Consider the following 22394-nt stretch of genomic DNA (forward strand, 5'->3'; position numbering starts at 1 on the left):
AAAGAAAAGCGTCTGGCAATGGCAGAGTACGAAGAAAGATGTTCACAGAAGCGAAAACAAGAAGATTTTTATGGGAGATCGGGCGGAGATACCGGTATCTGAGATTAAGCGGGCATAGAATGAAGGGCAGCCTGCCGTTTTTATGAGTTGGGCGGCAGGCTGCTTTTTACAGGCTATTAATTTTTAATCTGAAGGTCTTTGGGAATATATTGATCAATGATTTTTCTCTGTACCTGGTCGAAATCGCCGGGTTCATACTCAGCTATGCGGTCAAGGTATTTTTTTCGGGCTTCAGCTTCAAGGCTGGGACGGCCCTGGGCCATCCATTCAGCGGAGCTTTCTTTAAAGTATAAAGATGAGCGGTAGAAATCTTCCCGGTAAGCCCGGTCTGTTCTCGCGAGGTAATTCCCCGATGGGCCTGCTTTTAGAATTTTATCGATTTTCATACGCTTTTCATCAATGGCCACAGGTGCCAGTAATTTTAAAATGGATTGAACGTTTTCTTCATCCATGATGAATTTTTCGTAGCTGATGGTATTGTAGGAATCCAAGACCCCCAGAGACTGTGCGACCAGATCCGGATTTGAATGGTAGGCAAAATAAAACATCATAAAGGCTTCTGCCCCACACTGATAATCAAGCTCCTTGGCGTCTGCCAGTCCGGTGGTGCCAAGGCTTGGCAGGCCATAGAAATCAGCCATATCCTTTTCTGCCATCATGCGATAGGGAGATTCGGGGGTAGCCACAACACAGGAGGTATAGCGCAGATCGGAAAGCATGGAAATCAGGCTGTACATAACTGGATTTCCTGGGTTGATGGTCTGGGAAAGGGTGATGACTCCGAGCTTTTCGGCGTTGCCCTGAAGCAAGGTGCCTGCGAGGGTCGGTGGTGTTGTTAAGCCGGGCATTCCGGAGCCCTGTGCCCAGAGGAGTTGGTTGCATCTGCAAAACGACAGTAAAGTTTCGCATGTATCCTGGGTCAAGCGAAAGGGTGACGCAGTGCTGATGCAGATCATGGCATAGACGTCCTCGTCACTGGCGCCGCCGTAAAACTGTTTGATCAGTTCAAAGCTTTTGTCAGAAATTTCGCCGCCTTCACAAAAGGTTTGAACCGGTTTAGTAGAGTAAGCAAGAGTGATTGCCAGGCGCGTCATGGCATTGTCGAGGGGGGACAGCGGCAGGTCGCGCGGCCTTAACATATTTGCCCCTACGGTCCGCATTAAGTCGCTGGTTTCATGCAGTATTGTGAAATCCACCATGTCTTTCATGGTCGTTGGCCGGTAATGGCCGTTTTCCAGGACATTCATAGGCCCAAGGGCCGGAGCGAGCTTTGTTTTGCCATCCCGGATACTGAAAGTCTTTCGCCCATCCCGTCCGCGAAGTTTAAAATCTTTGGGAGCCTGTTTTATAGCGGCCTCAACCTTTTCACGGGGATAGTAAACGCGCTGACCCTCAACGCGAAATCCTGCTTTTTTACATATTTCAAGGATTTCATCACTCTCGATGATTTCACCGTTATTTTCCAGCAGATAGAGAGATTTTTCATGGATTAATTCCATTTCTGTTTTTGATAATACAGGTTGATAATTTGCGATTTGCATTTTTTCCTCCATAAAGTGATGTTATTAATGATTGCTTGTTTTTGTTTTTAGGATTGATTTCTTCAGAACAAAGGTTGCTGCGATTCCGACAACACAGGAAACCAGACACAGAATGAAGATTTGCTGATAGCCCGAAAAACCATTGGCGTCAATCATGCCACCGCCGACTTTATAGAACCAAATGTCACTGGAGTATCCCACACAGGAGACAAAACCGGAGATGGTTCCAGTATATTTAGCAGAAATACCCGCTTCCGAAATCGGGATAAAGCTGCAGGTGACGGAAATATTATATAGTGCAGATACCAGACATAAGGAGGTAACAATTACCCAGGCAAGCGCTGGATTCAGCGGTGTGAAAAGAACCATTGCAAAGGCCAGGATTCCGATGACAAAGGCGATCCGCATGACGATCGACGACGCGCCGATTTTATCGCGGAGCCATCCGGCCAGCGGGTTAGCCACTAAGCGCACCACCTGCTGCCGGAAAATGGCAATAACTGAAATCCATGCCACAGGAACAGCAAAGTATTCGCTCATATAGGGCTGGAAATAGCTTTGGGAAGATTTTGGAATGTAGGCGCACAAAACAACAATGGCCATAATCCAGACAATGGGCATTTTTAATACCTTTCCAAGATCACGAAGATTGACTTTGCTCTCTTCAGAGCCTGTATCCGGCAGGGCTTCCTTTTCTTTGAAAATGACGAAGAAGATAAGCGTCGGGACAGCAACGACCAGGGCAAAAAAGATGATCAATGCTTTGAAAGCTGTCACATTTTCGCCCAGTCCACTGTATAAAGCGGTCGCGGCAAAGCCCTCCAGCGCGCCGAAGATGCCGGAAAAGGCGAAAAACAGCCCATAGAGTTTTCCCTGTTCGCTGTCATCCCCCATAATGCGGATAAATTTGATGATTGCTCCCCAAAAAGTAAAAATGGTGGTGACGGCAAAGCCAAATTGAATGACAAGCATAATTGGAAGCGGAGGAATCAGCAGCATGCAGAACCCAAGCGCTGCCGTTCCTAAATAAGAGACTGTTATCAGGGCTTTAACGCTAAATTTGTCTGAGAGATATCCGCCGGGAAAGTATAAAATAACGGAAACAATCCCAAAAACAGTCATCATTGAGCCGATCTGCTCATTGGTAAAGCCAAAGGCCTGCTGTACAGGGATATAGTACGTTTCCAGCATATACGGGAACTGCCAGACGGCCCCGTAGCTGATGGTCACTAACAGAATGATGATCCACCTTTTCTTTTTAAAATCCATTTTCAGTGCTCCTCAATAAAAATATTTAACCGGTTATGCTGGTTATAATAATGCAAGTTGTGTGCCAAGCTTGTTTTTTTTGATAAAACACTAAAAATTTTAAAAAAGTGTAAAAAATAATACCAAAATAGTGAATTGAGCAGATTAAACGGTATGCTCTTTTGTGTTTTTGTACCGTTTGTGGTACAATATGTTCCTATAATGGACATAGAGGTACATGGAAAATGGATAAAAAATATAAACCGAGTAAAGAATATCTGGCCTATCTGGATTCACTGCCCAAGAGCTTTTTTGTAACGGTGCTTGAAAACAGCTATAATGAGCACATTGTTTACGATGCCGATGGAAAAATCCTTTATGTAAACCCCGCCTGCATAAGGCATTATGGCTTAAAGCCGGAAGAGATGATTAACCGCAATAACGCGGATGTGTACCAGGGCTACTGGACGCCACCAGGGCTTGATGTTTTTTATGTTAAAAAAGATACGGCGTTCCTGCGTCAATATTTTATTCCTTCAGATTCTGTTTTTTATACGATTGGTGTTCCGGTCCTCAATGAAGAGCAAGATATTGAGATGATTATTGGGACAGTGCAGGAGGAGCCGGTAAAGGAATGGGATGTTGATTATAATAAAAAAAGCAGAACCTCTAAGAGCCATTTTAAGTCGGAAGAGATTCCCTTAATCAGCGTTTCATATCAGTATTGGAAGATTGTCAGTGAATTAAAAGAAGTATCGGAGTCGACTATCCCCATTATGCTTCTGGGCGAGTCTGGAACTGGTAAGACATATATGGCAAAATATATTCATGAAAACAGCCACAAAGAAGGCCTTTTTATGGCTTTGAACTGTGCCGCTATTCCAGAAGCGCTTCTGGAGTCAGAACTGTTCGGCTATGCCGGGGGTGCGTTTACCGGCGCCAGTAAAGCCGGAAAAGTAGGATTAATTGAAATGGCCAATGAGGGAACGCTGTTTTTAGATGAAATTGGGGATATGCCGCTGTCAATACAGGCAAAACTTCTGGATGTTATTGAGAATAAACGCTATCTGCCTGTGGGCAGTACAAAAATGAAGTATGTAAATACGCGGATTATAACAGCTACCAATAAGGATATTGACCAGCTGGTCGCTGAGGGTGAATTCCGGGAGGATCTCTATTGGCGAATCTGTACCTTTAAGGCCATCATCCCGCCGCTGCGAGAACGGGTAAAAGATATTCTTCCTCTGGCGACTTTTTTCTTGAAAAATTTTAATCTGAGCTATAATAAGTCGAAAAGATTCTCAAAAGAGATCATTAGTTTTTTTCAGGAATATCCGTGGCCGGGTAATATCCGGCAGCTTAAAAATCTGATTGAACGGCTGGTTGTAACAGGACGGGGAAATGAGATTTCCATGAAGAGTCTTCCAGATTACCTTTTGGAGGAAACAAAGCGGTTTCCGGATTATCAAAAATCTGGCGTGGGCTTTAACAAACGTGTAGACGCCTTTAAAAAGGAGCTTGTGCAAAAAGCGTATGAACAGTATCCAACCATCAGAAAGCTTGCGCAGGCCCTGGAGGTAAGCCCGACAACAGCCCAGAGATTAGTAGAGAAATACTGTAAAGAGGTTTCTGAAAGATCGTCGGAAATGTAAAAAAAAGCAGCTGTGGCGGGCTGCTTTTTTATTGGTTAAAAATTATGTTTGATGGGATTGTATGGTTAATCTGGAAGTGAATAAGCCGAAGAGAAGAAAGATTGTTAAAAACAAAACATAATTTATTTTTAAGAAAAATAATTTTTTATGAAAATTGATTTACTTTTATTTCTTGCTGTGCTATGATTAAACCATTACAAAAGTAAGGGGATTTAATATGTTTACAGAAATTGAAACAGACGTGCTATTGGAAGAAATTGCTCAGGGGGATGAATTGTATGAGAGCGATGCATACAGAGCGATCGATATCTGGTATTCGGTTTTCCTGAAAATTGCAAATGAGAGTAAGGCAATGAAGAGTACCTATTTATATGCGTGCATCAGGGATTATTGGAAAGCGATGGAAATCAGCGGTTGGTTTGATGATCTGGTGTCGACTTTCTTCTGGTCCGGACGCAATCGGGAGAAGGAGCGGGAAGATTTCTGCAAAATTATGATGAATGATTTTGATACGGGCAATATCCGGAACGTTTTTCAGGTTAACCTGGCCGATCTTTTTTATCTGCAGGGCAAAGAAAATGAAGCCAATGCGCTGGTGGAAAACGCGCTTGCAGATTATCCGGTGAATTTTTTTGGCTGGCAGCTCTACGCTGAGCACTATGCGAAAAAAGAAACAAAGAAAGATATGAACAAGGCTTACCGTATCTGCGAAAGAGGGGCGGCGGCATTTTTGAACAGCAGAATGGATGCCAGCATACTCATAGAAAACGGCGCGGATATTTTTATAGCGGGCTTTGCAGCGCTGTGTGAAAGCCTCGGAAAAGATGAGGAAATGGACTATTGGCAAAGAAAAAATAAAGACCTGAAGGAACAGCGCGAAAGGGAAATCCGGAATTACAACAAGTATGAGGCTTATAACATTTTGTATAAAGAAAAAGAAACAATAGAAACGATTGATGAGCGGGTGCTTTCTGAAATTCTGGATCCATGCGCAGGCTGCAGAAAACGAGGCAAATGTAAATCCAAATCCGCGTGAAAGTGAAAATAAACAAAGACCATGGGCGCTTTATTCTTTTTAAGGCTCATGGTCTTTTTCGCTTGTATTTTTCAGCAGAGCGGGTGTTTTTGAGGATATTAACAACCTGTTTTTATGCTTCGGGTATTTCCTCAACCGGGTCGTGACTCAGCAGAAACAGCGTCAGAATTTCTTCTGCGTATTTACCTTTATCTTTGGGACAGCGCTCGAGCAGTTCCAGTATGGCCGAGTATTTTGTACCCATGTACTCCCTCGGGCCATAGAGAATTGCGTCCGACGACATTTTGAGGGCGTTGCAGAAATAATTCAGGCTTTTGAGTGAAAAGCCCTTTGTTCCAAGCTCTATATCTGCCAGAAAGGTGGGTGTGATGCCAATTTTTCTGGCCAGCTGGTCCCGTGACATATTTAAAAAGGTCCGCTGCCTGCGGATACGAAGGCCAATGGCCTTGTGGTCGAGTTCCTGCATTTTTCTTTCCTCCGTCATTGTGTTTTTTGTCCGCGGGACAGGGGTTCAGCCCCGCTGCCCCGCAGACGGCAAACAAAAAAGCCGTGCAGGGCCAGACGTGACCATACACAGCTTCAAAAAACGAATTAAGGATACAGAAGTCCCCTCGATCTCTTTCTCCGAAAACGCGTTACACAAATACACCGCCTTATTACCTTGGAGCACAAAAAATCACTTGTGATAAAACACAAAATGGCATATAATAAATAAGCGGTACGTGCCCAGGAGGGCCGTTGTGTATGGTGGTGTTTGCACCTGCGCAAGCCGGTAATGTGGTGGTGCACATTGCCGGATGCCGCACTTTTTATTTGCTTTTACTTTATCATTATATCCCCTCTTCTATAAATTTGCAAGCTTAATTGTGCATAACTCTTTTCAAAGTTATTTTAAATAAATTTTTGTCTTTAAAATGCGAGGCGTTTGGTGTGGATAAACAGGTGGTATAAATGCAGCAGATTTTTTTGATTTTCCAGTGGCGGCTTGCTCGTTTTTGTATTTTATCGTGGAGCATGGGTGGTTCTTTTAAAAGACAGAGGATCCAAAGCAAAAAATAGTGAATAAAAAAAGCCAGCGAAAGCGATCTTTGCTGGCTTTTGGGCCTATTTCTTTACCTTTGCGCCGTACTGTACCTCGTCCGCGCGTTCTTGTTCTTCCTCGCTTAAAACTTCGTCTTCTTTTTCAAGTACCCTTGCACCGAAGTACACTTCGTCATCACGTTCCTGCTTTTTAGACTTTTCGCCTTCTCTTTTTGCGTTATCTTTAATGTCAGCGCCAAAAAATAATTCATCGTTTCTTTCTTTACTCATATTGGATGTCTCCTTTCGTAAAAAGACAATATACTTTAAATACACTATACAGCAAAAATGACAAAAAATCAACTACTATGGAGCAAAGAACCTCTTTTCTTAAAAATATGTATACTAAAATGTTTTTTGTTTTACAAAGTAAGAAAAAACAGTTTGATAAGAAGCAGAGTAAGATGCTTTCTCGTGTCTGCGGCCTTTTCAATAAATAAAAAGCCTGCGGGCCAGTGATTGTTCTGACTTACAGACTTTTAGAAACGGTGTTATTTTAGGTTTTTTTGAAATTCATTCAATGTTCTTTCACACACTGTGAAGCCTGGGGCTTTTGACATTATATTTTTGAAGCAAACCGCTTAGTGATGGTCAAAATCTGGATTGTTATCCAAATCGTAAGGGGTCGCCTGGTAAACGTAATAGTTGAGCCAGTTGAAAAACAGCAGATTGGAATGGCCGCGCCAGCGCACCACGGGTTTTTTCGTAGGGTCGTCGCCCGGGTAATAGTTATTGGGAACATTGATGGGCTTACCCTGGGAGATATCCCGGTCGTATTCTTTTTTCAGGGTATCCCAGTCGTACTCGCTGTGGCCGGTGATAAAGATCTGCCGCCCTTCTTTAGCGGTCACGATATACACGCCCGCTTCATCAGACATGGCCATCATGGAAAGCTCTGGCACCTTTTCGATGTCCTCGCGCCGCACTTCGGAATGACGGGAATGGGGTACATAGAAGGTATCATCAAAGCCGCGGAACAGCGGGATGTACTTTTCCTCAAGATGGTGCTCGAAAACACCGAAGAGCTTGTGGTCCAGATTGTGCTTGGGTACGCCGTAGTGGTGGTACAGAGCCGCCTGGGCGCCCCAGCAGATGTGAAGGGTGGAATAGACGTGGGTCAGACTCCAATCCATAATATCCACCAGCTCATCCCAGTAGTCTACTTCCTCAAAGGGAAGGGTCTCGATGGGTGCGCCGGTGATGATCAAACCGTCAAAGTATTCGTAGCGCACATCGCTGAAGGTTTTATAGAAGGTATCCAGGTGGGCCTGGTCTGTATTTTTGCAGTCATGGGTATCGGACTGCAAAAGGGTGACGTCCACCTGAATAGGGGTGTTGCCGACGAGCCGCAACAGCTGGGTTTCGGTAACTACCTTGGTGGGCATGAGGTTCATGATGGCGATTTTCAGCGGACGGATATCCTGTGTGGTCGCCCGGTCCTGGTCCATGACAAAGATGTTTTCATTTTCGAGAATCTGAAAAGCAGGCAGGTCGCCTGGAATTTTAATAGGCATAAAGTCACTTCCTTTTTTAGTTGACGTCAATTAAGGCCAGGCTGCCGCGCCTTACAGTCTGGCCGGGTCTGGCTTTGTTCAGTTAAAAAGCGGTGTGGACAGGTAGCGTTCACCGGTATCAGGCATCAGGACAACAATGTTTTTCCCCGCGTTTTCCGGCCGTCTGGCAAGCTGGATAGCCGCCCAGGCCGCAGCGCCGGAAGAGATACCGACCAGAAGGCCCTCGGTTTTGGTTAACATCCGGGCGCAGGTGTAGGCATCCTCATCCTTTACAGGAATGATCTCGTCGATGATTTCAAGATCCAGAACAGCGGGAATAAAGTTTGCGCCGATCCCCTGGATGGCATGGAAGCCGGCCGGCTCTCCCTTTAATACCTGGGAGCCCCAGGGTTCTATGGCAATGATCTGCACATCTGGGTTTCTTTCTTTTAACCCCTTTCCCACGCCGCCAAGGGTGCCGCCTGTGCCAACGCCAGCCACAAAGATATCCACTTGTCCGTCCAGATCATCCAGAATTTCCACAGCGGTGGTTTTTTCATGGGCGAGGGGGTTGGCAGGATTTTCAAACTGCTCCAGGATAATGGAATTTGAAATTTTCTGGTTGAGCTCTCTGGCTTTGTCGATGGAGCCCTGCATGGCCATGTCGCCGTCGGTCAGGACGATTTCTGCGCCAAAGGCCTTGAGCAGGCTTCTGCGCTCAATGCTCATGGTTTCCGGCATGGTCAGAATAAGGTGGTAGCCTCGGAGGGTTGCCACCAGAGCCAGGCCGATGCCTGTATTGCCGCTGGTGGGTTCAATGATGGTGCCGCCAGGTGCGAGAAGCCCCTTTTCCTCCGCGTCGAGGATCATGGACAAAGCGATGCGGTCTTTGACACTGCCGCCGGGATTAAAAAATTCCAGCTTGCCGAAAAGATTGGCCTCCAGATCTTCCTTTTCCATCAGGTGGTTCAGCTTCAGAAGCGGCGTGCCGCCGATGAGCTCGGTTAATTCTTCATAGACTTTCATATTATGACACTCTCCCTGTTTTTTATTTTTGTGAAAGCTTTAGCGCGTCGTCAAGGGCGCCGATCAGGTCGTCAGCGTTTTCCAGACCGATGGACACGCGGATCATATCCTCTGTAATGCCAGCGGCCAGCAGTGCATCGCCGGAAAGCTGCTGATGGGTGGTGGTGGCCGGATGGATCACCAGGGATTTGGCATCGGCTACGTTGGCAAGGTGGGTGAAAATCTGGATATTATCAATGAACCTGCGGGCAGCCTCAATGCCGCCTTTAATGCCAAAGGTGAAGATGGAGCCTGTGCCGCGGGGGAAATATTTTTGCGCCAGGGCGTGGTATTTGTTGTCTGCCTGGTCGGGATAATTCACCCAGGTGACCGCTGAGTGGCCGGATAAAAAGTCGATGACCCGGCGGGTGTTTTCTACATGGCGGTCCAGCCGCAGCGAAAGGGTCTCAAGGCCCTGAAGCAGCAAAAAGGAGTTGAACGGGCTGATGCAGGCGCCGGTATCTCTGAGCATCTGGACGCGGGCTTTGGTGATAAAGGCCGCGCTGCCAGCATCCCGGGTATAGACAATGCCGTGATAGCTTTCATCAGGCTCGGTGAATTCCGGAAATTTGCCGCTGCCTGCCCAGTCAAAGGTACCGCCGTCCACGATCACGCCGCCGATGGTGGTGCCATGGCCGCCGATAAACTTAGTGGCAGAGTAAACCACAATGTCTGCCCCGAAGTCCAGCGCCTTAAAAAGGTAAGGGGTGGCAAAGGTATTGTCGATGATCAGCGGAATTTTATGGTCATGGGCGATTTTTGCGACAGCTTCGACATCGACGATGTTAATACTGGGGTTGCCGAGGGATTCGATATAAATGGCCTTGGTGTTTTCATTGACCGCGGCTTCAAAGTTCGCAGGATCGTCCGGGTCCACAAAGGTGGTCTTGATGCCAAATTTTGGCAGAGTCGCGTCAAGCAGGTTGAAGGTGCCGCCGTAAAGGGTAGAGGCAGCGACGATTTCGTCACCGGCCTGGGCAATGGTCATGATCGTCAGGGTGATAGCCGCAGAGCCAGAAGCTACCGCCAGAGCGCCGACTCCGCCTTCAAGGGCGGCCATGCGCTTTTCCAGTACGTCAGAGGTTGGGTTCATGATACGGGTGTAGATATTGCCGTTTTCCTTTAATCCAAAGAGGTTTTCTGCGTGTTCGGTGCTGTCAAAGGCGTAGGAAGTGGTCTGGTAAATGGGCACTGCCACAGAATGGGTTACAGGATCCGGGGTTTGTCCGGCGTGAAGCTGGAGGGTTTCAAATTTCAAGTTTTTATCCATGATTTATCTCCTTAATGCATGAAAACATATTAATTTAATAAGAATTATATGTAATATACCATTATTCCATATTCTTGTCAATGCAAATAATGCTTTACGGGCTTTTAAAAGTACTGTATAATAAAATTTAAGGAAGCATTTGGACCTGAGGAATCCATTTGTGGAAGAAAGCCCGACGGAAAGCCCGGAGGGCTTTTTTTAGAATTTACGGAAAGAAGGTGACAGGAAATGATCAATACACAAGGGCGTCTGGCCAGAGTGGCAACGGTTCCGGGCTCAGAAAAATGGAAGGCCGCCACCGCCAGACAACATGCGCTGTATCAGAAGGAGGGGGATATCCGCACCCCCTTTGGGAGAGACTTCACACGCATCCTCCACAGTACAGCCTACAGGCGTCTCAAACATAAAACCCAGGTGTTTTTTTCGCCGGGGAATGACCACATCAGTACCCGTATCGAGCATGTAAACTACGTGGAATCGGTAGCGTCCACCATCTGTGAGTACATGGGGCTTAACGTAGAGCTGGCAAGGGCCATCGCCATCGGCCATGATCTTGGTCATCCGCCCTTCGGCCATCACGGTGAAAAAGTGCTCAATGACATTGTGAGGGATGAAAAGCTTTGGAGCGGCCAGAATGGTCAGTATTACTGGCATGAAAAAAACGGGCTGCACTTTGTGGATAATATCGAGCTGCTGGAGGGCCCGGACCGTAAAAAGTACAATCTCGATTTGACTTACGGTGTGAGAGATGGTATTATTTCCCATTGCGGCGAGGTCAGCGAGGCCGCCCTGTACCCAAGAGAAGAAGCCATTGACCTGTCAACCTTTAAGCGCGTCAACCAGTTTTCACCCTTTACATGGGAGGGCTGTGTGGTCAAGCTGGCTGACAAAATATCTTACCTGGGACGCGATATCGAGGACGCGCAAACCCTGGATATTCTGAGCGGCGGCCAGCTGGAGATACTTGATGGTATCGTGGCAGAGTATTTTGAAAAGCAGGGACAGTCCAGAGGAAATGTCAACAACACCACGGTTATCCACCTTTTGATTCTGGACCTTGGAAAAAACAGCTCAGTGGAAAACGGCCTGCGCTTTTCCGATGAGGGCTTCGAGGTTTTAAAAAACATTCAGGATTTTAATGTGGAAAACATCTATCATCATGAACGGCTAAACGGTTATAAAGACTATGGTGAGCTGATTATACACCGGGTATACGATGCCCTGAAGGAGCTCTATAATAGAGGTGAGATGGCAGAAAAACTTCCCTATTTTAAGAAGCAGTTTCCCCTGTTAACCACCAACTTTTTGGACTGGATCAGCGACTACTGGAACCAGACTGACCGGCGGACAGAAGGCTGTCTTCTGAAAAACCGGATTATCTATCGTATTCCCGAAGAGCCTCTGGACTTCTATCGGGCCATTATTGACTATATCTCTGGTATGACCGACCAGTTCATCGAAAAAATTTACCAGGAACTCATCCGGTTTTGATACAGGAGGCTCTCCCTCCTGTAATATATTTTTACAAAAACGCGTTGACAACTCACGGAAACAGGTCTATAATGAAAAACAACTTAAAAATTCAGGTAAAGGAAAAACGTCATGAAGGATTTAAGAATGAGCTTAAATGCATACTTTTACTTTAGCCAGGGCTATTATTATGGTGCTGGTTATTTTGCGTGCATAAAATTAAGTTCACCTGAGAGTCGTTTTGCGGTGTCGTAGAGACATTGTAAATTTTCCAATACTGAAGAAAAATCAGTTTATTAAGGGAGACTCGGTGAGTCTCCCTTTTCTTTTGTCCTAAAACGCCTGTAAGTGCACGTACAGGCTGTGAATTCAAATAAAATATTAAGGAGAAACACAAATGATTGTTGTCGTAAAACCAGGAACCCCGGAAGAAGAAGTACAGAAGCTGGCCGCTGCCATCGAGAACCAGGGATTGAAGATCCATTACTCTCAGGGGGTGGATCACACAATTTTAGGATTAATCGGCGAAACGCAGACCATTGACGTTCATAAATTGCGTTCAAACCATATCGTTGAAAAGGTCATGCGGGTACAGGAGCCCTACAAAAAGGCCAACCGTGCCTTCCATCCAGATGATTCAATCATTGACGTTCAGGGGAATCGTATCGGTGAAGGCCATGTTTCCGTTATCGCAGGCCCCTGCTCTGTGGAAAGTGAGGAACAGATCGTTGAAATTGCCAGAGATGTCAAGGCTTCTGGAGCAAAATTTTTGAGGGGCGGTGCTTTCAAGCCCAGAACCTCCCCTTACTCATTCCAGGGAATGGGCGCAGATGGGCTGGAGCTGCTGCTTTTAGCCAAAAAAGAAACGGGCTTGCCCATTGTTACCGAGTTGATGGACATATCTCAGCTGCCGCTTTTCGATGAAGTAGACGTTATTCAGGTTGGCGCGCGCAATATGCAGAATTTTACGATGCTCAAGGAGCTTGGCAAAATCGACAAACCCATTCTGCTGAAACGCGGTCTGTCTGCCACCATGCGGGAATTCCTGATGTCGGCTGAATACATCATGGCAGGCGGCAACGAGCAGGTTATTCTCTGTGAACGCGGTATCCGTACCTTTGAAAACGCGACCCGCAACACCCTTGACCTGAGCTGCATTCCACTGCTCAAGAAAAAGAGCCATTTACCAGTGATCATTGATCCGAGCCACGCGACAGGCATTAACTGGATGGTAGAATCCATGTCTAAGGCAGCCATTGCGGCCGGTGCTGACGGCGTAATGATTGAAGTGCACAATAAGCCTGAAGAAGCATTGTGTGATGGTGACCAGGCCATTACGCCGGATGAATTCGATAAAATTATGGCGACACTTAAAAAATACGCAGAATTTGAGGGAAAGGTTCTTTAGGATGGAAACATTAAAAGGAAAAACCGTCAGCTTTATCGGCCTTGGGCTCATGGGCGGCGCGCTGGCCATGGGTATCCGGAAGCAGGGGCCAGATAAGATCTGCGCCTTTGACATCAATGAAGAAGTCCTGGAGGACGCTCTGAGGAAAGAGGTTATTGACTGGGGCGTCAGTGAGACGGAAGGAATCCGCCAGATTCTGGGAGTGTCTGATCTGGTGGTGATTTGTCTTTATCCACAGCTTGCGCTGGATTTTATTTTGGAATATATGGAGGACTTCAAAGAGAACGCTGTTATCACAGATATTACCGGTGTTAAGAAGCTGCTGGTCGATCATCTCAGAGGCGTGCTGCGGGAGGATCTGGATTTGATTCTGGGCCACCCCATGGCTGGCAGCGAAAAAGAAGGCTTCGGCAATGCGGATGATTCTATCTTTAAGAATCGGAATTATATTTTAGTTCCTCAGCCGGAAAACAAACCGGAAAATCTGGCTTTTATCAAAGAGATTATCCATAATCTGGGCTTTGTGAATATTGTGGAAACCACCGCAGAGGTCCACGACCAGAAGATCGCCTTTACCTCGCAGCTCTGCCACGTTATCGCCAGTGCCCTTGTGGACAGCGAGGATGACCTCCACATCACAGATTATGAGGGCGGCAGCTTCGGAGACCTCACACGCATTGCCATGATCAATGCGGGCATGTGGACAGAACTGTTTATCTGCAATAAAGAAGCGCTGGTCGACCAGATTGAAAAATTTGAAAAAAGCATGGACACCATGAAAAAAATGATTCAGGCAGAGGACAGCCAGGGTCTCACGGAGATTTTGAGTAATGTTCGAAAAAAAAGAATTACGATGGAAGTGGACCGGCAGAACAAAACATCGGCGAAAACACAAAAAGCTTAAAACTTTCTGAAGGGATATTCAGACAAAGTGAGAGCGAAAACGAGCGTCATTATCGTGAAAACTGTTACAGAAAAGGTGCAACGCATTTCACTATTGACTTATTTTCAAAAGGTTGTATACTATAGACAAATAAACAAATACCAATTGAAACTCCCCTGTTTCAAGCGGTACAGATTTGTTTATTGAGCTGTGAATAGTGAGGTTCACAGCGGAATAAAATCATATATTACCCCCCTCTCCCCTATAGAGAAACCCTCGAGACAACGTCCCCCCTTATGCGTTGCGAGGGTTTTTCTCTTTTTTGAATTTCTTCTGGAATTTTGGCAATAAATCTTTTTAAGGCCTTTCATAATTATGTTTGTTCGATTATAATAAACCAGAAGGAAGTGATAAAAATGTTAGCAGACAGCCATGCGCATTTAGATGACGAGCGTTTTGAGAATGAAGTAGATACGATTATTGAAAATGCCCGGGAGGCCGGCGTCGGGTTTATTTTAAATCCCGGTACCGAAGAAAACACCAGCGCCCGTGCCGTAGAGCTGAGCCAGACCTACGACATTGTTTATGCCGGCGTTGGGTTTCATCCCTCCGATTGCGCGTCTTTTGATAAAAATAAGCACCCGAAGATGATTAAAGACTGGTGTGAACAGGAAAAAGTACTGGCCATCGGCGAGATTGGCCTGGATTATTACTACGATGACGGCGCGCCGAGAGATTTACAGAAAAATGTTTTTGAAGAACAGATCGCCCTGGCAAACGAATTGAAAAAGCCCATCATCGTTCATGACCGTGATGCCCACGGTGACTGTCTGGACATGGTAAAATCCTGTCTTGATCCCAATGTCGGCGGGGTATTCCACAGCTATAGCGGAAGTGTCGAGATGGCCAAAGTTCTCCTCGATTTTGGGCTCTATCTCTCCATCGGCGGCCCTCTGACCTTTAAAAACTCCAGAAAAGCCCCCGATGTGGTCAAATATATGCCGCTGGATCGGCTTCTCATCGAAACCGACAGCCCCTACCTCACCCCTGTTCCCTACCGGGGAAAACGCAACGAGCCCGCCTATGTCCGTTTTGTGGCTGAAAAGGTCGCGGAGATTAAGGAGCTACCCGTGGAAACGGTACAGGAAACGACCTTTGAGAATTGTTGGAGGTTGTTTGGGGGTTAAGAATAAAAGATTGAAGATTAACGTTTAGACGTATTTAAATGTTAGATAATTTATGAAAAAATAACTTTGAAGAATAACATATGATGTAATGAATTGAGCCCCAAGTGAAGAAAACACTTGGGGTTTTTTATTAAATGTATCGTCTAAAACAATAGTTTTAGATGGTTAAATCAGTTAGATAAATAATGAGATTTTTTTAAAAAATGCTTGACAAAAACGCTTTTAGAGAATAAAATAGGGTCAAAGCTTGAGAGGAGTGTTAATGGTAAGCTGGTAAATGAAAATTATAATGGAGGTGAAATATATGGTTGTATATGAAATGAAATTGAAAGTTTTTTTTCTAAAAGATATTCCAGTTCATTCAGTCCAAGAAAAAATCAGCGCTTTGATCGACAAAACGCTGGTGCAAAATGAAAAGATGGCGGCGTTTCATAATGGGACGGGTTATAAAAATTACAGCTTCTCCGGATTTTATCCAGTGGAGCCGCAAAGAGTCTACAGGCAGGACAAAATTTACACCATACAGATACGGACCATTGATGAAAATTTGATGAATTATTTTCAGGAGCATCTCATCAACGCTTATACCGAAGAGATGAAGTCCCTGACCATGACCGTAACAAGAATCAAAAAAATTCCCATTGGCCGAATCTACACGTTAACGCCAGTCATCCAGAAATTCGATGGCGGTTACTGGAAAGAGATTGTCACACTTGATGCATTTGAGCGGAGGCTTAAGGAAAACCTGATCAAAAAATATAATCATTATACAGGCAAAAAATGCGACGAAGACTTTGATTTTTACACGCATCTGCAATTTGACAACAAAGGCCCGATCTCCTGCCCTTATAAAGGAATAACCTTATTGGGAGACAAGATTACGTTGCAGCTTGCGCAGAACCCCATGGCTCAGGAGCTTGCGTACATGGCATTGGGCTGCGGGCTCGGGGAAAACAACGCAAGAGGAAACGGCTTTTGCGGTTATAAATACCTTTAGAAAGGGGTGAAAGAATGCTTAAGGAATGCCTTGATGTCTTTAAAAAAATTTATGAAGAAAAAGGGGAAAGCCTGATTTTAGATACCTATGTTCCGGCGGAAGGCGCTTATGTTCTGGTCGACAGGAATGGAGCGATTAAAGAGATCAAAGAACTGCCGAAACAGAAGGAACCGCCGGAAGATTTTGAAAGCTTTATTGAAAAGGATTATCTTTCTAAACTGATTTCAACAGATAAGGCAATGGATAAGAAAAAGAAAATTCACAGCAATAATTATTATTCGTTTTGGGTAAAAAAAGATAATCTTAAGCCTGGAACAAATGGCGATTCTCCATTGTCAAAAAAAATTATTAAAGAATATTATGATCGCCTAAAGGAGCCGGAGAAGAAATATGACAAAAAAGGCCGAAAGCTTTATGACATGGTCGAGAATGCGATTGGAAAACCGGAGCGCGATAAAATAGAAAAGTATCAGTCCTGGATTGAGGAACATATTTTTACGATTGTTTCAGACAATCAGCTAAAAGACGATAAAAATTATCTTAAAATTTATTTTGAGGAGGATATAAATTCATATCGGAAAGAAAACCAGCGGTATATTGTGCCGAATGCTTATAATAAGACAAAATATAACGTTGAAATCGGGGATCAAATTTTTGGATTATCGAATGATAATATGGGCCTGAATGATAAAAAGCCATACCTCGACAATAAAACCCGTAAGAACACTTTACCCTATCTTATTTCTTCTGAAGAATTAGCGCTTCAAAATAAATTTTTTGATTATTTGTATAACCAGGTCTGTCTTGGAAAAAATAATATTTATTTAAGCGAGAAGGATGGAATCCTGGCAACGGCGAATGATGAAACGCCGGGCAGTTCTTTTCGCGGCTATTATCTCCGGATTCGAAAGGGCAAGGAATTGGAGATACATGATTTTGACATTATTACCGGTTATGAGCCTGACATTAAGCCCATTGAGCTAAAACAGTATCTTCCGGTTCCGGAAAAAAGCACAACGGGTCTTGTATACGAAAAAATTAAGCATCTCGAAGCGGTGAAAAATTTGATCAACGCGGTGTTTTTTAAAAAGTTTTTAACGACCAATTTTTTTACAGACGCAAAGGATATCCGCCTCAATGATACAAAAGTTAAGGAGGAGTTGCTCAGGTGCCGCGCGGGATATTTCAATTGGTTTTTTAAAGGAGAGTCCGTGGCTGTAAGATCTTTTTTCGCGGAAAGCTCAATGGTATTAATCAAAAATTCGATTTTGAACAGACATATTCCAAAGGCCATTGATCAGTTTAATGTGCGAGAATCAATATTGAATTATTTTGAAGGAGGAGAAAGAATGGAACAAACATATGAACAAATTTTTGAACGTTTAAGTGAAATGATAAACAGTGACACGCGGAGTACAATTGAAGACGATGCAATGTATTATTATGCTGCCGGACAAATCGCTCAGTTTTTGCTTTCTTTAAACCAGTCAAGCAAGCCAACGCCAGCTCTTGTCAATCCGGTTATTAATGCAAGAACCGCACAGCAGCTGCAGGTTGTTTTGGAAAGGCTTTATAAAAAGTATAATTATGCCATTAAATATCCCCAGAGGATTTCAAGATTATATGCGATGTTTTTACTGCATATTCCAGAAAATAAAAAAACCGACAGCCAGATGCTGATCGCGGGGTATTTGGACAGAAGCTTAGTTTACGAAAAGAAAAATAAAAACGAAGGAGAAGCAGAAAATGAATAAACGTGTTTATGGAATACTGGGAATCAAATCCATCATGGCGAATTGGAACGCGGATTTTAGCGGCATGCCAAAGGCAATCTCAACCGGTGAGGTGTTTGGCAGCGACAAAGCCTTTAAATACCCCATGAAAAAAATGTGGGATGAGCAGGGAGAAAAGGTGCTCTATATCAAGTCCTTCAAAGCGGAAGAAGACAAAAAAGAGGGCATCAAGGTGCGTCCGCGTTCGTTAAAAGAGCGCTATGAACAGATTTTTGAGGTAGAAGACCTTAAAAAAACAAAGGATAATAAGGCAGTGTTAACCAATCTCTTTAAGGCCATTGATGTGAAAAATTTTGGCGCGACCTTTGCGGAGGGCGGAAATAACACCGCCATCACCGGGGCTGTTCAGATCACCCAGGGCTTTAACAAATACGACGGCCACAATGTTGAGGAGCAGCAGATACTGTCCCCCTTCCGGGACGGCACAAAGGAAGATGCCGAGCAGTCCACCCTCGGCACAAAAATCGTCAGCAACGAAGCCCATTACTTTTATGGCTTTGCCATCAATCCAACAGCCTACAAAGATTTTGTGGAAATGGGCGTGACCGAAGGCTATACCGAAGCTGATTATGAAAAGTTTAAAGAAGCGGCATTAATTGCGGCAACAGCCTTTAACACCAACGCAAAGGTAGGATGCGAAAACGAGTTTGGCCTGTTTGTGGAAACAGAAGCGGATCTGTACCTGCCGGATTTAGCGCAGTTTATCCGGTTTGAAAAAACAGAGGATAATGAAAAAGACCTCATATCTTTGGGGTTAGACGAGCTGTTAAAGGCCTTTGGCGGCCGGATTTTATCCATAGAAATTTATTACAATCCCCTGACAACACTTCTGGAAGGCAGTTTGGATAAGGCGAAGACCTACCATATTTTCACAAAGGAAGCAATTTAAAATGAAAGCCCTGAAATTTCTGTTAAGGGGGAAGACCGCCTTTTTCAAACAGCCGGATGTCAATACCTACTGCTATTATACCTACGGCTGTATCCATAAGGTCGCCCTGCTGGGAATGTTCGGCGCGGTGATGGGCTTCCGAGGGTATAACGGACAGACCAAAGCAGAAACCTATCCGGAGTTTTATGAAAAGCTGAAGCATCTGAAGGTATCGATCTGCCCGCTGAATGAAAAGGGCTATATCCCCAGAAAGGTACAGACCTTTAATAATTCGGTGGGCTATGCGTCTAAAGAAGAGGGGGGCAATCTCATTGTTAAGGAGCAGTGGCTGGAAAACCCAAGCTGGGAGATCGCTTTTCTTATTGAAGATGAAGATTCGGAGACACTGGCTGAAAGATTACTGAATTATCGATTTGCGTTTATTCCTTATCTTGGGAAAAACGATCACTCGGCACAGCTTGAACAGGTTGAGGTGACAGAGGTCTCACCCGTTTCTGACCGTGGAAATTTGAAAATAAGCAGTCTTTTTCCGTCAAAAGCGGGGACCATTCAGCAGATTGAGGGCGGCATGGCGCAGCTGCAGATGCGGGAGTCTCCTTTTAAATACGAAGAGCGGCTGCCGGTGGGGCTCGAGCCAGCCTGCAATCAATATGAAACCTGCCAAATGACCTTCACCAACCAGCCCGTATCCCTGGCGGATAATGCTGAAGCCTATTTTATGGGGGATAAATGCTATGTTTTTGTATAAGCATACATGCCGTTATTTTGATCATACACCACTTTTTGATTTTGGGGGGCTTATCCAAAGCGATAAGCCCTTTTACGCACATATCCATAAGGAGAAAGACGCGGAGCTCTTAGAGGAACACATGCGTCTGGCTTTAGATTATTTTACAGCGCTCAATCATCATAAACATTTGGAAGCTGTGCTCTCCTGCTTTGAAAAGACCTTTTTAGAGGGGGCGCCGCAAAATGAAACTGAACTGTGGCGTGAGATGATTCTCAACACCATCTATATGCACGATATGGGAAAGATCAATCCAAATTTTCAGGCCAACAGAATGGAAAACAGAGCCTTTAAAAGGACAGAATCGAATAACAGCAGGCACGCTCAGTTTTCAGCTATGATCTATTTTAACCATTACTTTAAAAAACTGAGTGGCGTTGGGCCAGAATACGCTGATTTGTTTATCGTCTTTCTTTTGCTGAATACTTTTATTATTCAAAAACATCATGGTCACCTTAACGATTTTGGCAATTTTTTGGAATGTCTGGATGACAATTTGCGGGAAGAAAAAGAAGAGATCGCAGCTTATAAGGATTTTGCGGCGATCCAATGGCCCGTTAAAATTGGAGTTGTTTTTGAGGAGAGCATCAAGGGTGTTAAGAAAAAACAGGCATGGCAGTGTGTTGACTTTTACATCTACACCCGATTCCTCTACGCTGTTCTGGTCGCCTGCGATTTTTACGCAACCTCAGAATACATGAACGGCGCCCCGGTTGATGATTTTGGCGTCCTGGATGAAATTGCGCCCTATCTGGACGCGTTTAACGCCGACCCCATTACAAAAAGCATCCGAAAAATTAAAAAGGATCAGGCGCCCGATGGCGATATTAATATTTTAAGAAGCCGGTTATTTTTGGAAGCAGAAGAAAATCTGCTGCAAAGCCAAGAGGATAATGTAGTTTTTTTGGAGGCGCCAACAGGTTCTGGCAAGACCAAAACATCCATCAATCTGGCCTTGCAGCTCATAAAAAAGGATAAACAGCTCAACCGGATTTTCTATGTTTTTCCTTTTAACACCCTAGTGGAGCAGACCTGTGATGCTCTGGAAGAATGCTTTGGCAAAGTCCTCGGCGAAAAAATTGGTGTCATTAACAGCGTGACGCCGATCAAGAAATATGGGAAGGTTAGCGATGAGGGTGAGTGGGATTATACTGGACAGGGAAAAATTGATTATGAAAAATCTCTTTTGGTCCGGCAGTTCATGCACTATCCCATTGTGCTGACCACCCATGTGAAATTTTTCGAAGCAATTTTCGGAATCGACCGGGAAGCAGTATTTCCGCTGGCACATCTGGCGAATGCTGTCATTATTCTTGATGAGATACAGCGCTATAAAAACCAGATTTGGAAGGAAATCATCATTTTTTTGAAAGCCTATGCGCGCATTTTGAATTTCAAGGTGATTATCATGTCCGCGACTTTGCCAGACTTGAACCGGCTCAGCGTTGAAAATGAAAAGGTGGCATATCTTGTAAAAAACAGAGAATTTTATTTTCAAAATCCCCTGTTTAAAAACAGAGTAGAACTGGATTTCTCCATGCTGGAGATGAAGTCAAAAGAAACCTTTGAGGCACTGCTTCAAAAAGTCCTTGAGGTTTCAAAGGCCCTTAGGAAAAATCCGGATGCGGAAAACAAAATTGTGGTTGAGTTTATCAAAAAGGCTTCGGCCATTGAGTTTTATAATCGTTTAAAGGAAGCTGTGGAAACTGATCTGGCGTCCATTGAACTGATGACAGGGGACGACCATAAGGCAGAGCGGAAACGGATTATCGGCCAGGTTAGAACAACGGGAAATATCATACTGGTAGCCACACAGGTTATTGAGGCAGGCGTTGATATCGACATGGATGTTGGCTTTAAAGATACCTCCATTCTTGATGCAGAGGAGCAGTTTCTTGGGAGAATCAACCGTTCCTGCAGGAAAAAAGGCGCCATTGTGTATTTTTTTAATCTGGATTCGCCGGATATGATTTATCAGAAAGATATCCGGAAAACAGATAAATTGAGGTTGACCGGGGACAACAAGGCCATGCAGGAAATTCTGATCAATAAAGAATTTTCGAGGTTTTATGATCTTGTCTTAGAAGGCCTTGAGGCACAGAGCCGAAAAGAAAATGATTTGAATTTGGAGGCCTTCCGGGATAGACATTTGTGGACCTTTGATTTTCCCAAGGTGCAGGAAAGAATGCGCCTCATTGACGATAACCAGAGAAAGGTATCCTTATTTTTGAATACAAGAGTGACCGGAGAAGATGGCAAAGTCCTTATCGGAAGCGAGGTGTGGAAAGCCTATAAGGCGTTATTGCAGGATATGGGAATGTCTTATGCTGAAAAACGTGTTCGTTTATCAGAAGTGCAGTCAAAGATGGACTACTTTGTCTATGAGATTGATAAGCGCTTTGCCGACACCTGCGTGTTGTGCCCAGACGACCTTTTGGGTGAGCTGTACTATTTTGAGGATGGTGCGCAGTTCTTTGAAAACGGCAAATTCAGCCGCGAAAAATTAAAGCGTGAAAACGACTTTTTATGAGGAAA

The 22394-nt window shown here is 44.6% G+C and carries 18 protein-coding genes; 11 read left to right on the forward strand and 7 right to left on the reverse strand.

The features are described from left to right. Window positions 1-176: 176 nt before the first annotated feature. Both CPZ25_RS13805 and CPZ25_RS13810 read right to left on the reverse strand, forming a co-directional pair. The gene (locus CPZ25_RS13805) at window positions 177-1601 is read right to left on the reverse strand and encodes a trimethylamine methyltransferase family protein (RefSeq protein WP_167495238.1); all 1425 of its coding nucleotides are present in this window, start codon (window positions 1599-1601) and stop codon (window positions 177-179) included. A 24-nt stretch (window positions 1602-1625) separates the two neighbouring features. Beyond that, window positions 1626-2870, reverse strand: coding sequence for an MFS transporter (locus tag CPZ25_RS13810; protein WP_058693073.1), 1245 nt, complete (start codon window positions 2868-2870; stop codon window positions 1626-1628). Between the two features lie 224 nt (window positions 2871-3094). Here CPZ25_RS13810 and CPZ25_RS13815 point away from each other — a divergent pair, with 224 nt between their 5' ends. Together CPZ25_RS13815 and CPZ25_RS13820 are read left to right on the forward strand one after the other, a co-directional pair. Next, a complete protein-coding gene (locus CPZ25_RS13815) occupies window positions 3095-4501 on the forward strand; it encodes a sigma-54 interaction domain-containing protein (RefSeq protein WP_058693074.1) in 1407 nt (468 codons plus the stop codon). A 217-nt stretch (window positions 4502-4718) separates the two neighbouring features. Continuing rightward, window positions 4719-5537 carry a hypothetical protein gene (locus tag CPZ25_RS13820; protein WP_096918883.1) on the forward strand — a complete coding sequence of 273 codons (819 nt, stop codon included), beginning with the start codon at window positions 4719-4721 and terminating at the stop codon, window positions 5535-5537. A gap of 112 nt (window positions 5538-5649) precedes the next feature. Here CPZ25_RS13820 and CPZ25_RS13825 read toward each other — a convergent pair whose 3' ends face one another. The 5 genes from CPZ25_RS13825 to CPZ25_RS13845 all read right to left on the reverse strand — a co-directional run bounded on the left by CPZ25_RS13825 (window position 5650) and on the right by CPZ25_RS13845 (window position 10445). Next, entirely contained in the window at window positions 5650-6003 is a 354-nt protein-coding gene (locus tag CPZ25_RS13825) for a helix-turn-helix domain-containing protein (RefSeq protein ID WP_096918884.1), read from the reverse strand. 638 nt (window positions 6004-6641) lie between these two features. Continuing rightward, window positions 6642-6848, reverse strand: coding sequence for a hypothetical protein (locus tag CPZ25_RS13830; RefSeq protein WP_058693077.1), 207 nt, complete (start codon window positions 6846-6848; stop codon window positions 6642-6644). 350 nt (window positions 6849-7198) lie between these two features. Continuing rightward, on the reverse strand, window positions 7199-8131 hold the full coding sequence (gene metA, locus CPZ25_RS13835; RefSeq protein WP_058693078.1) for a homoserine O-acetyltransferase MetA: 933 nt from the start codon (window positions 8129-8131) through the stop codon (window positions 7199-7201). A gap of 78 nt (window positions 8132-8209) precedes the next feature. After that, entirely contained in the window at window positions 8210-9136 is a 927-nt protein-coding gene (cysK, locus tag CPZ25_RS13840; RefSeq protein WP_074616287.1) for a cysteine synthase A, read from the reverse strand. Between the two features lie 22 nt (window positions 9137-9158). Next, on the reverse strand, window positions 9159-10445 hold the full coding sequence (locus tag CPZ25_RS13845) for an O-acetylhomoserine aminocarboxypropyltransferase/cysteine synthase family protein (protein WP_423245031.1): 1287 nt from the start codon (window positions 10443-10445) through the stop codon (window positions 9159-9161). A gap of 228 nt (window positions 10446-10673) precedes the next feature. Between CPZ25_RS13845 and CPZ25_RS13850 the strand changes: the two genes are divergently transcribed. The 9 genes from CPZ25_RS13850 (at window position 10674) to cas3 (ending at window position 22389) form a co-directional block, all read left to right on the forward strand. Continuing rightward, the gene (locus CPZ25_RS13850; protein WP_096918886.1) at window positions 10674-11936 is read left to right on the forward strand and encodes a deoxyguanosinetriphosphate triphosphohydrolase family protein; all 1263 of its coding nucleotides are present in this window, start codon (window positions 10674-10676) and stop codon (window positions 11934-11936) included. A 376-nt stretch (window positions 11937-12312) separates the two neighbouring features. Beyond that, window positions 12313-13323, forward strand: coding sequence for a 3-deoxy-7-phosphoheptulonate synthase (gene aroF / locus CPZ25_RS13855; RefSeq protein ID WP_096918887.1), 1011 nt, complete (start codon window positions 12313-12315; stop codon window positions 13321-13323). A 1-nt stretch (window position 13324) separates the two neighbouring features. Next, window positions 13325-14227: a prephenate dehydrogenase gene (locus CPZ25_RS13860; protein WP_096918888.1), complete on the forward strand. Its 903-nt coding sequence runs from the start codon at window positions 13325-13327 to the stop codon at window positions 14225-14227. 395 nt (window positions 14228-14622) lie between these two features. Continuing rightward, entirely contained in the window at window positions 14623-15393 is a 771-nt protein-coding gene (locus CPZ25_RS13865; RefSeq protein WP_096918889.1) for a TatD family hydrolase, read from the forward strand. A gap of 304 nt (window positions 15394-15697) precedes the next feature. After that, window positions 15698-16390, forward strand: coding sequence for a CRISPR-associated endoribonuclease Cas6 (gene cas6, locus CPZ25_RS13870; protein ID WP_096918890.1), 693 nt, complete (start codon window positions 15698-15700; stop codon window positions 16388-16390). Window positions 16391-16629: 239 nt separating this feature from the next. Continuing rightward, window positions 16630-18144, forward strand: coding sequence for a type I-B CRISPR-associated protein Cas8b/Csh1 (locus CPZ25_RS13875; RefSeq protein ID WP_133067058.1), 1515 nt, complete (start codon window positions 16630-16632; stop codon window positions 18142-18144). Beyond that, a complete protein-coding gene (locus CPZ25_RS13880) occupies window positions 18137-19072 on the forward strand; it encodes a type I CRISPR-associated protein Cas7 (RefSeq protein ID WP_096918891.1) in 936 nt (311 codons plus the stop codon). Before CPZ25_RS13875 ends, CPZ25_RS13880 begins: the two co-directional genes overlap by 8 nt. Before the next feature lies 1 nt (window position 19073). Then, window positions 19074-19820 carry a type I-B CRISPR-associated protein Cas5b gene (gene cas5b / locus CPZ25_RS13885; protein ID WP_096918892.1) on the forward strand — a complete coding sequence of 249 codons (747 nt, stop codon included), beginning with the start codon at window positions 19074-19076 and terminating at the stop codon, window positions 19818-19820. Continuing rightward, window positions 19807-22389, forward strand: a complete 2583-nt coding sequence (gene cas3, locus CPZ25_RS13890) for a CRISPR-associated helicase Cas3' (RefSeq protein WP_167495239.1) — start codon at window positions 19807-19809, stop codon at window positions 22387-22389. The genes cas5b and cas3 overlap by 14 nt, the downstream gene beginning before the upstream one ends. Window positions 22390-22394: the final 5 nt, after the last annotated feature.

Origin of the sequence: Eubacterium maltosivorans, assembly GCF_002441855.2 — a bacterium.
GTDB classification, from domain to species: Bacteria; Bacillota; Clostridia; order Eubacteriales; family Eubacteriaceae; genus Eubacterium; species Eubacterium maltosivorans.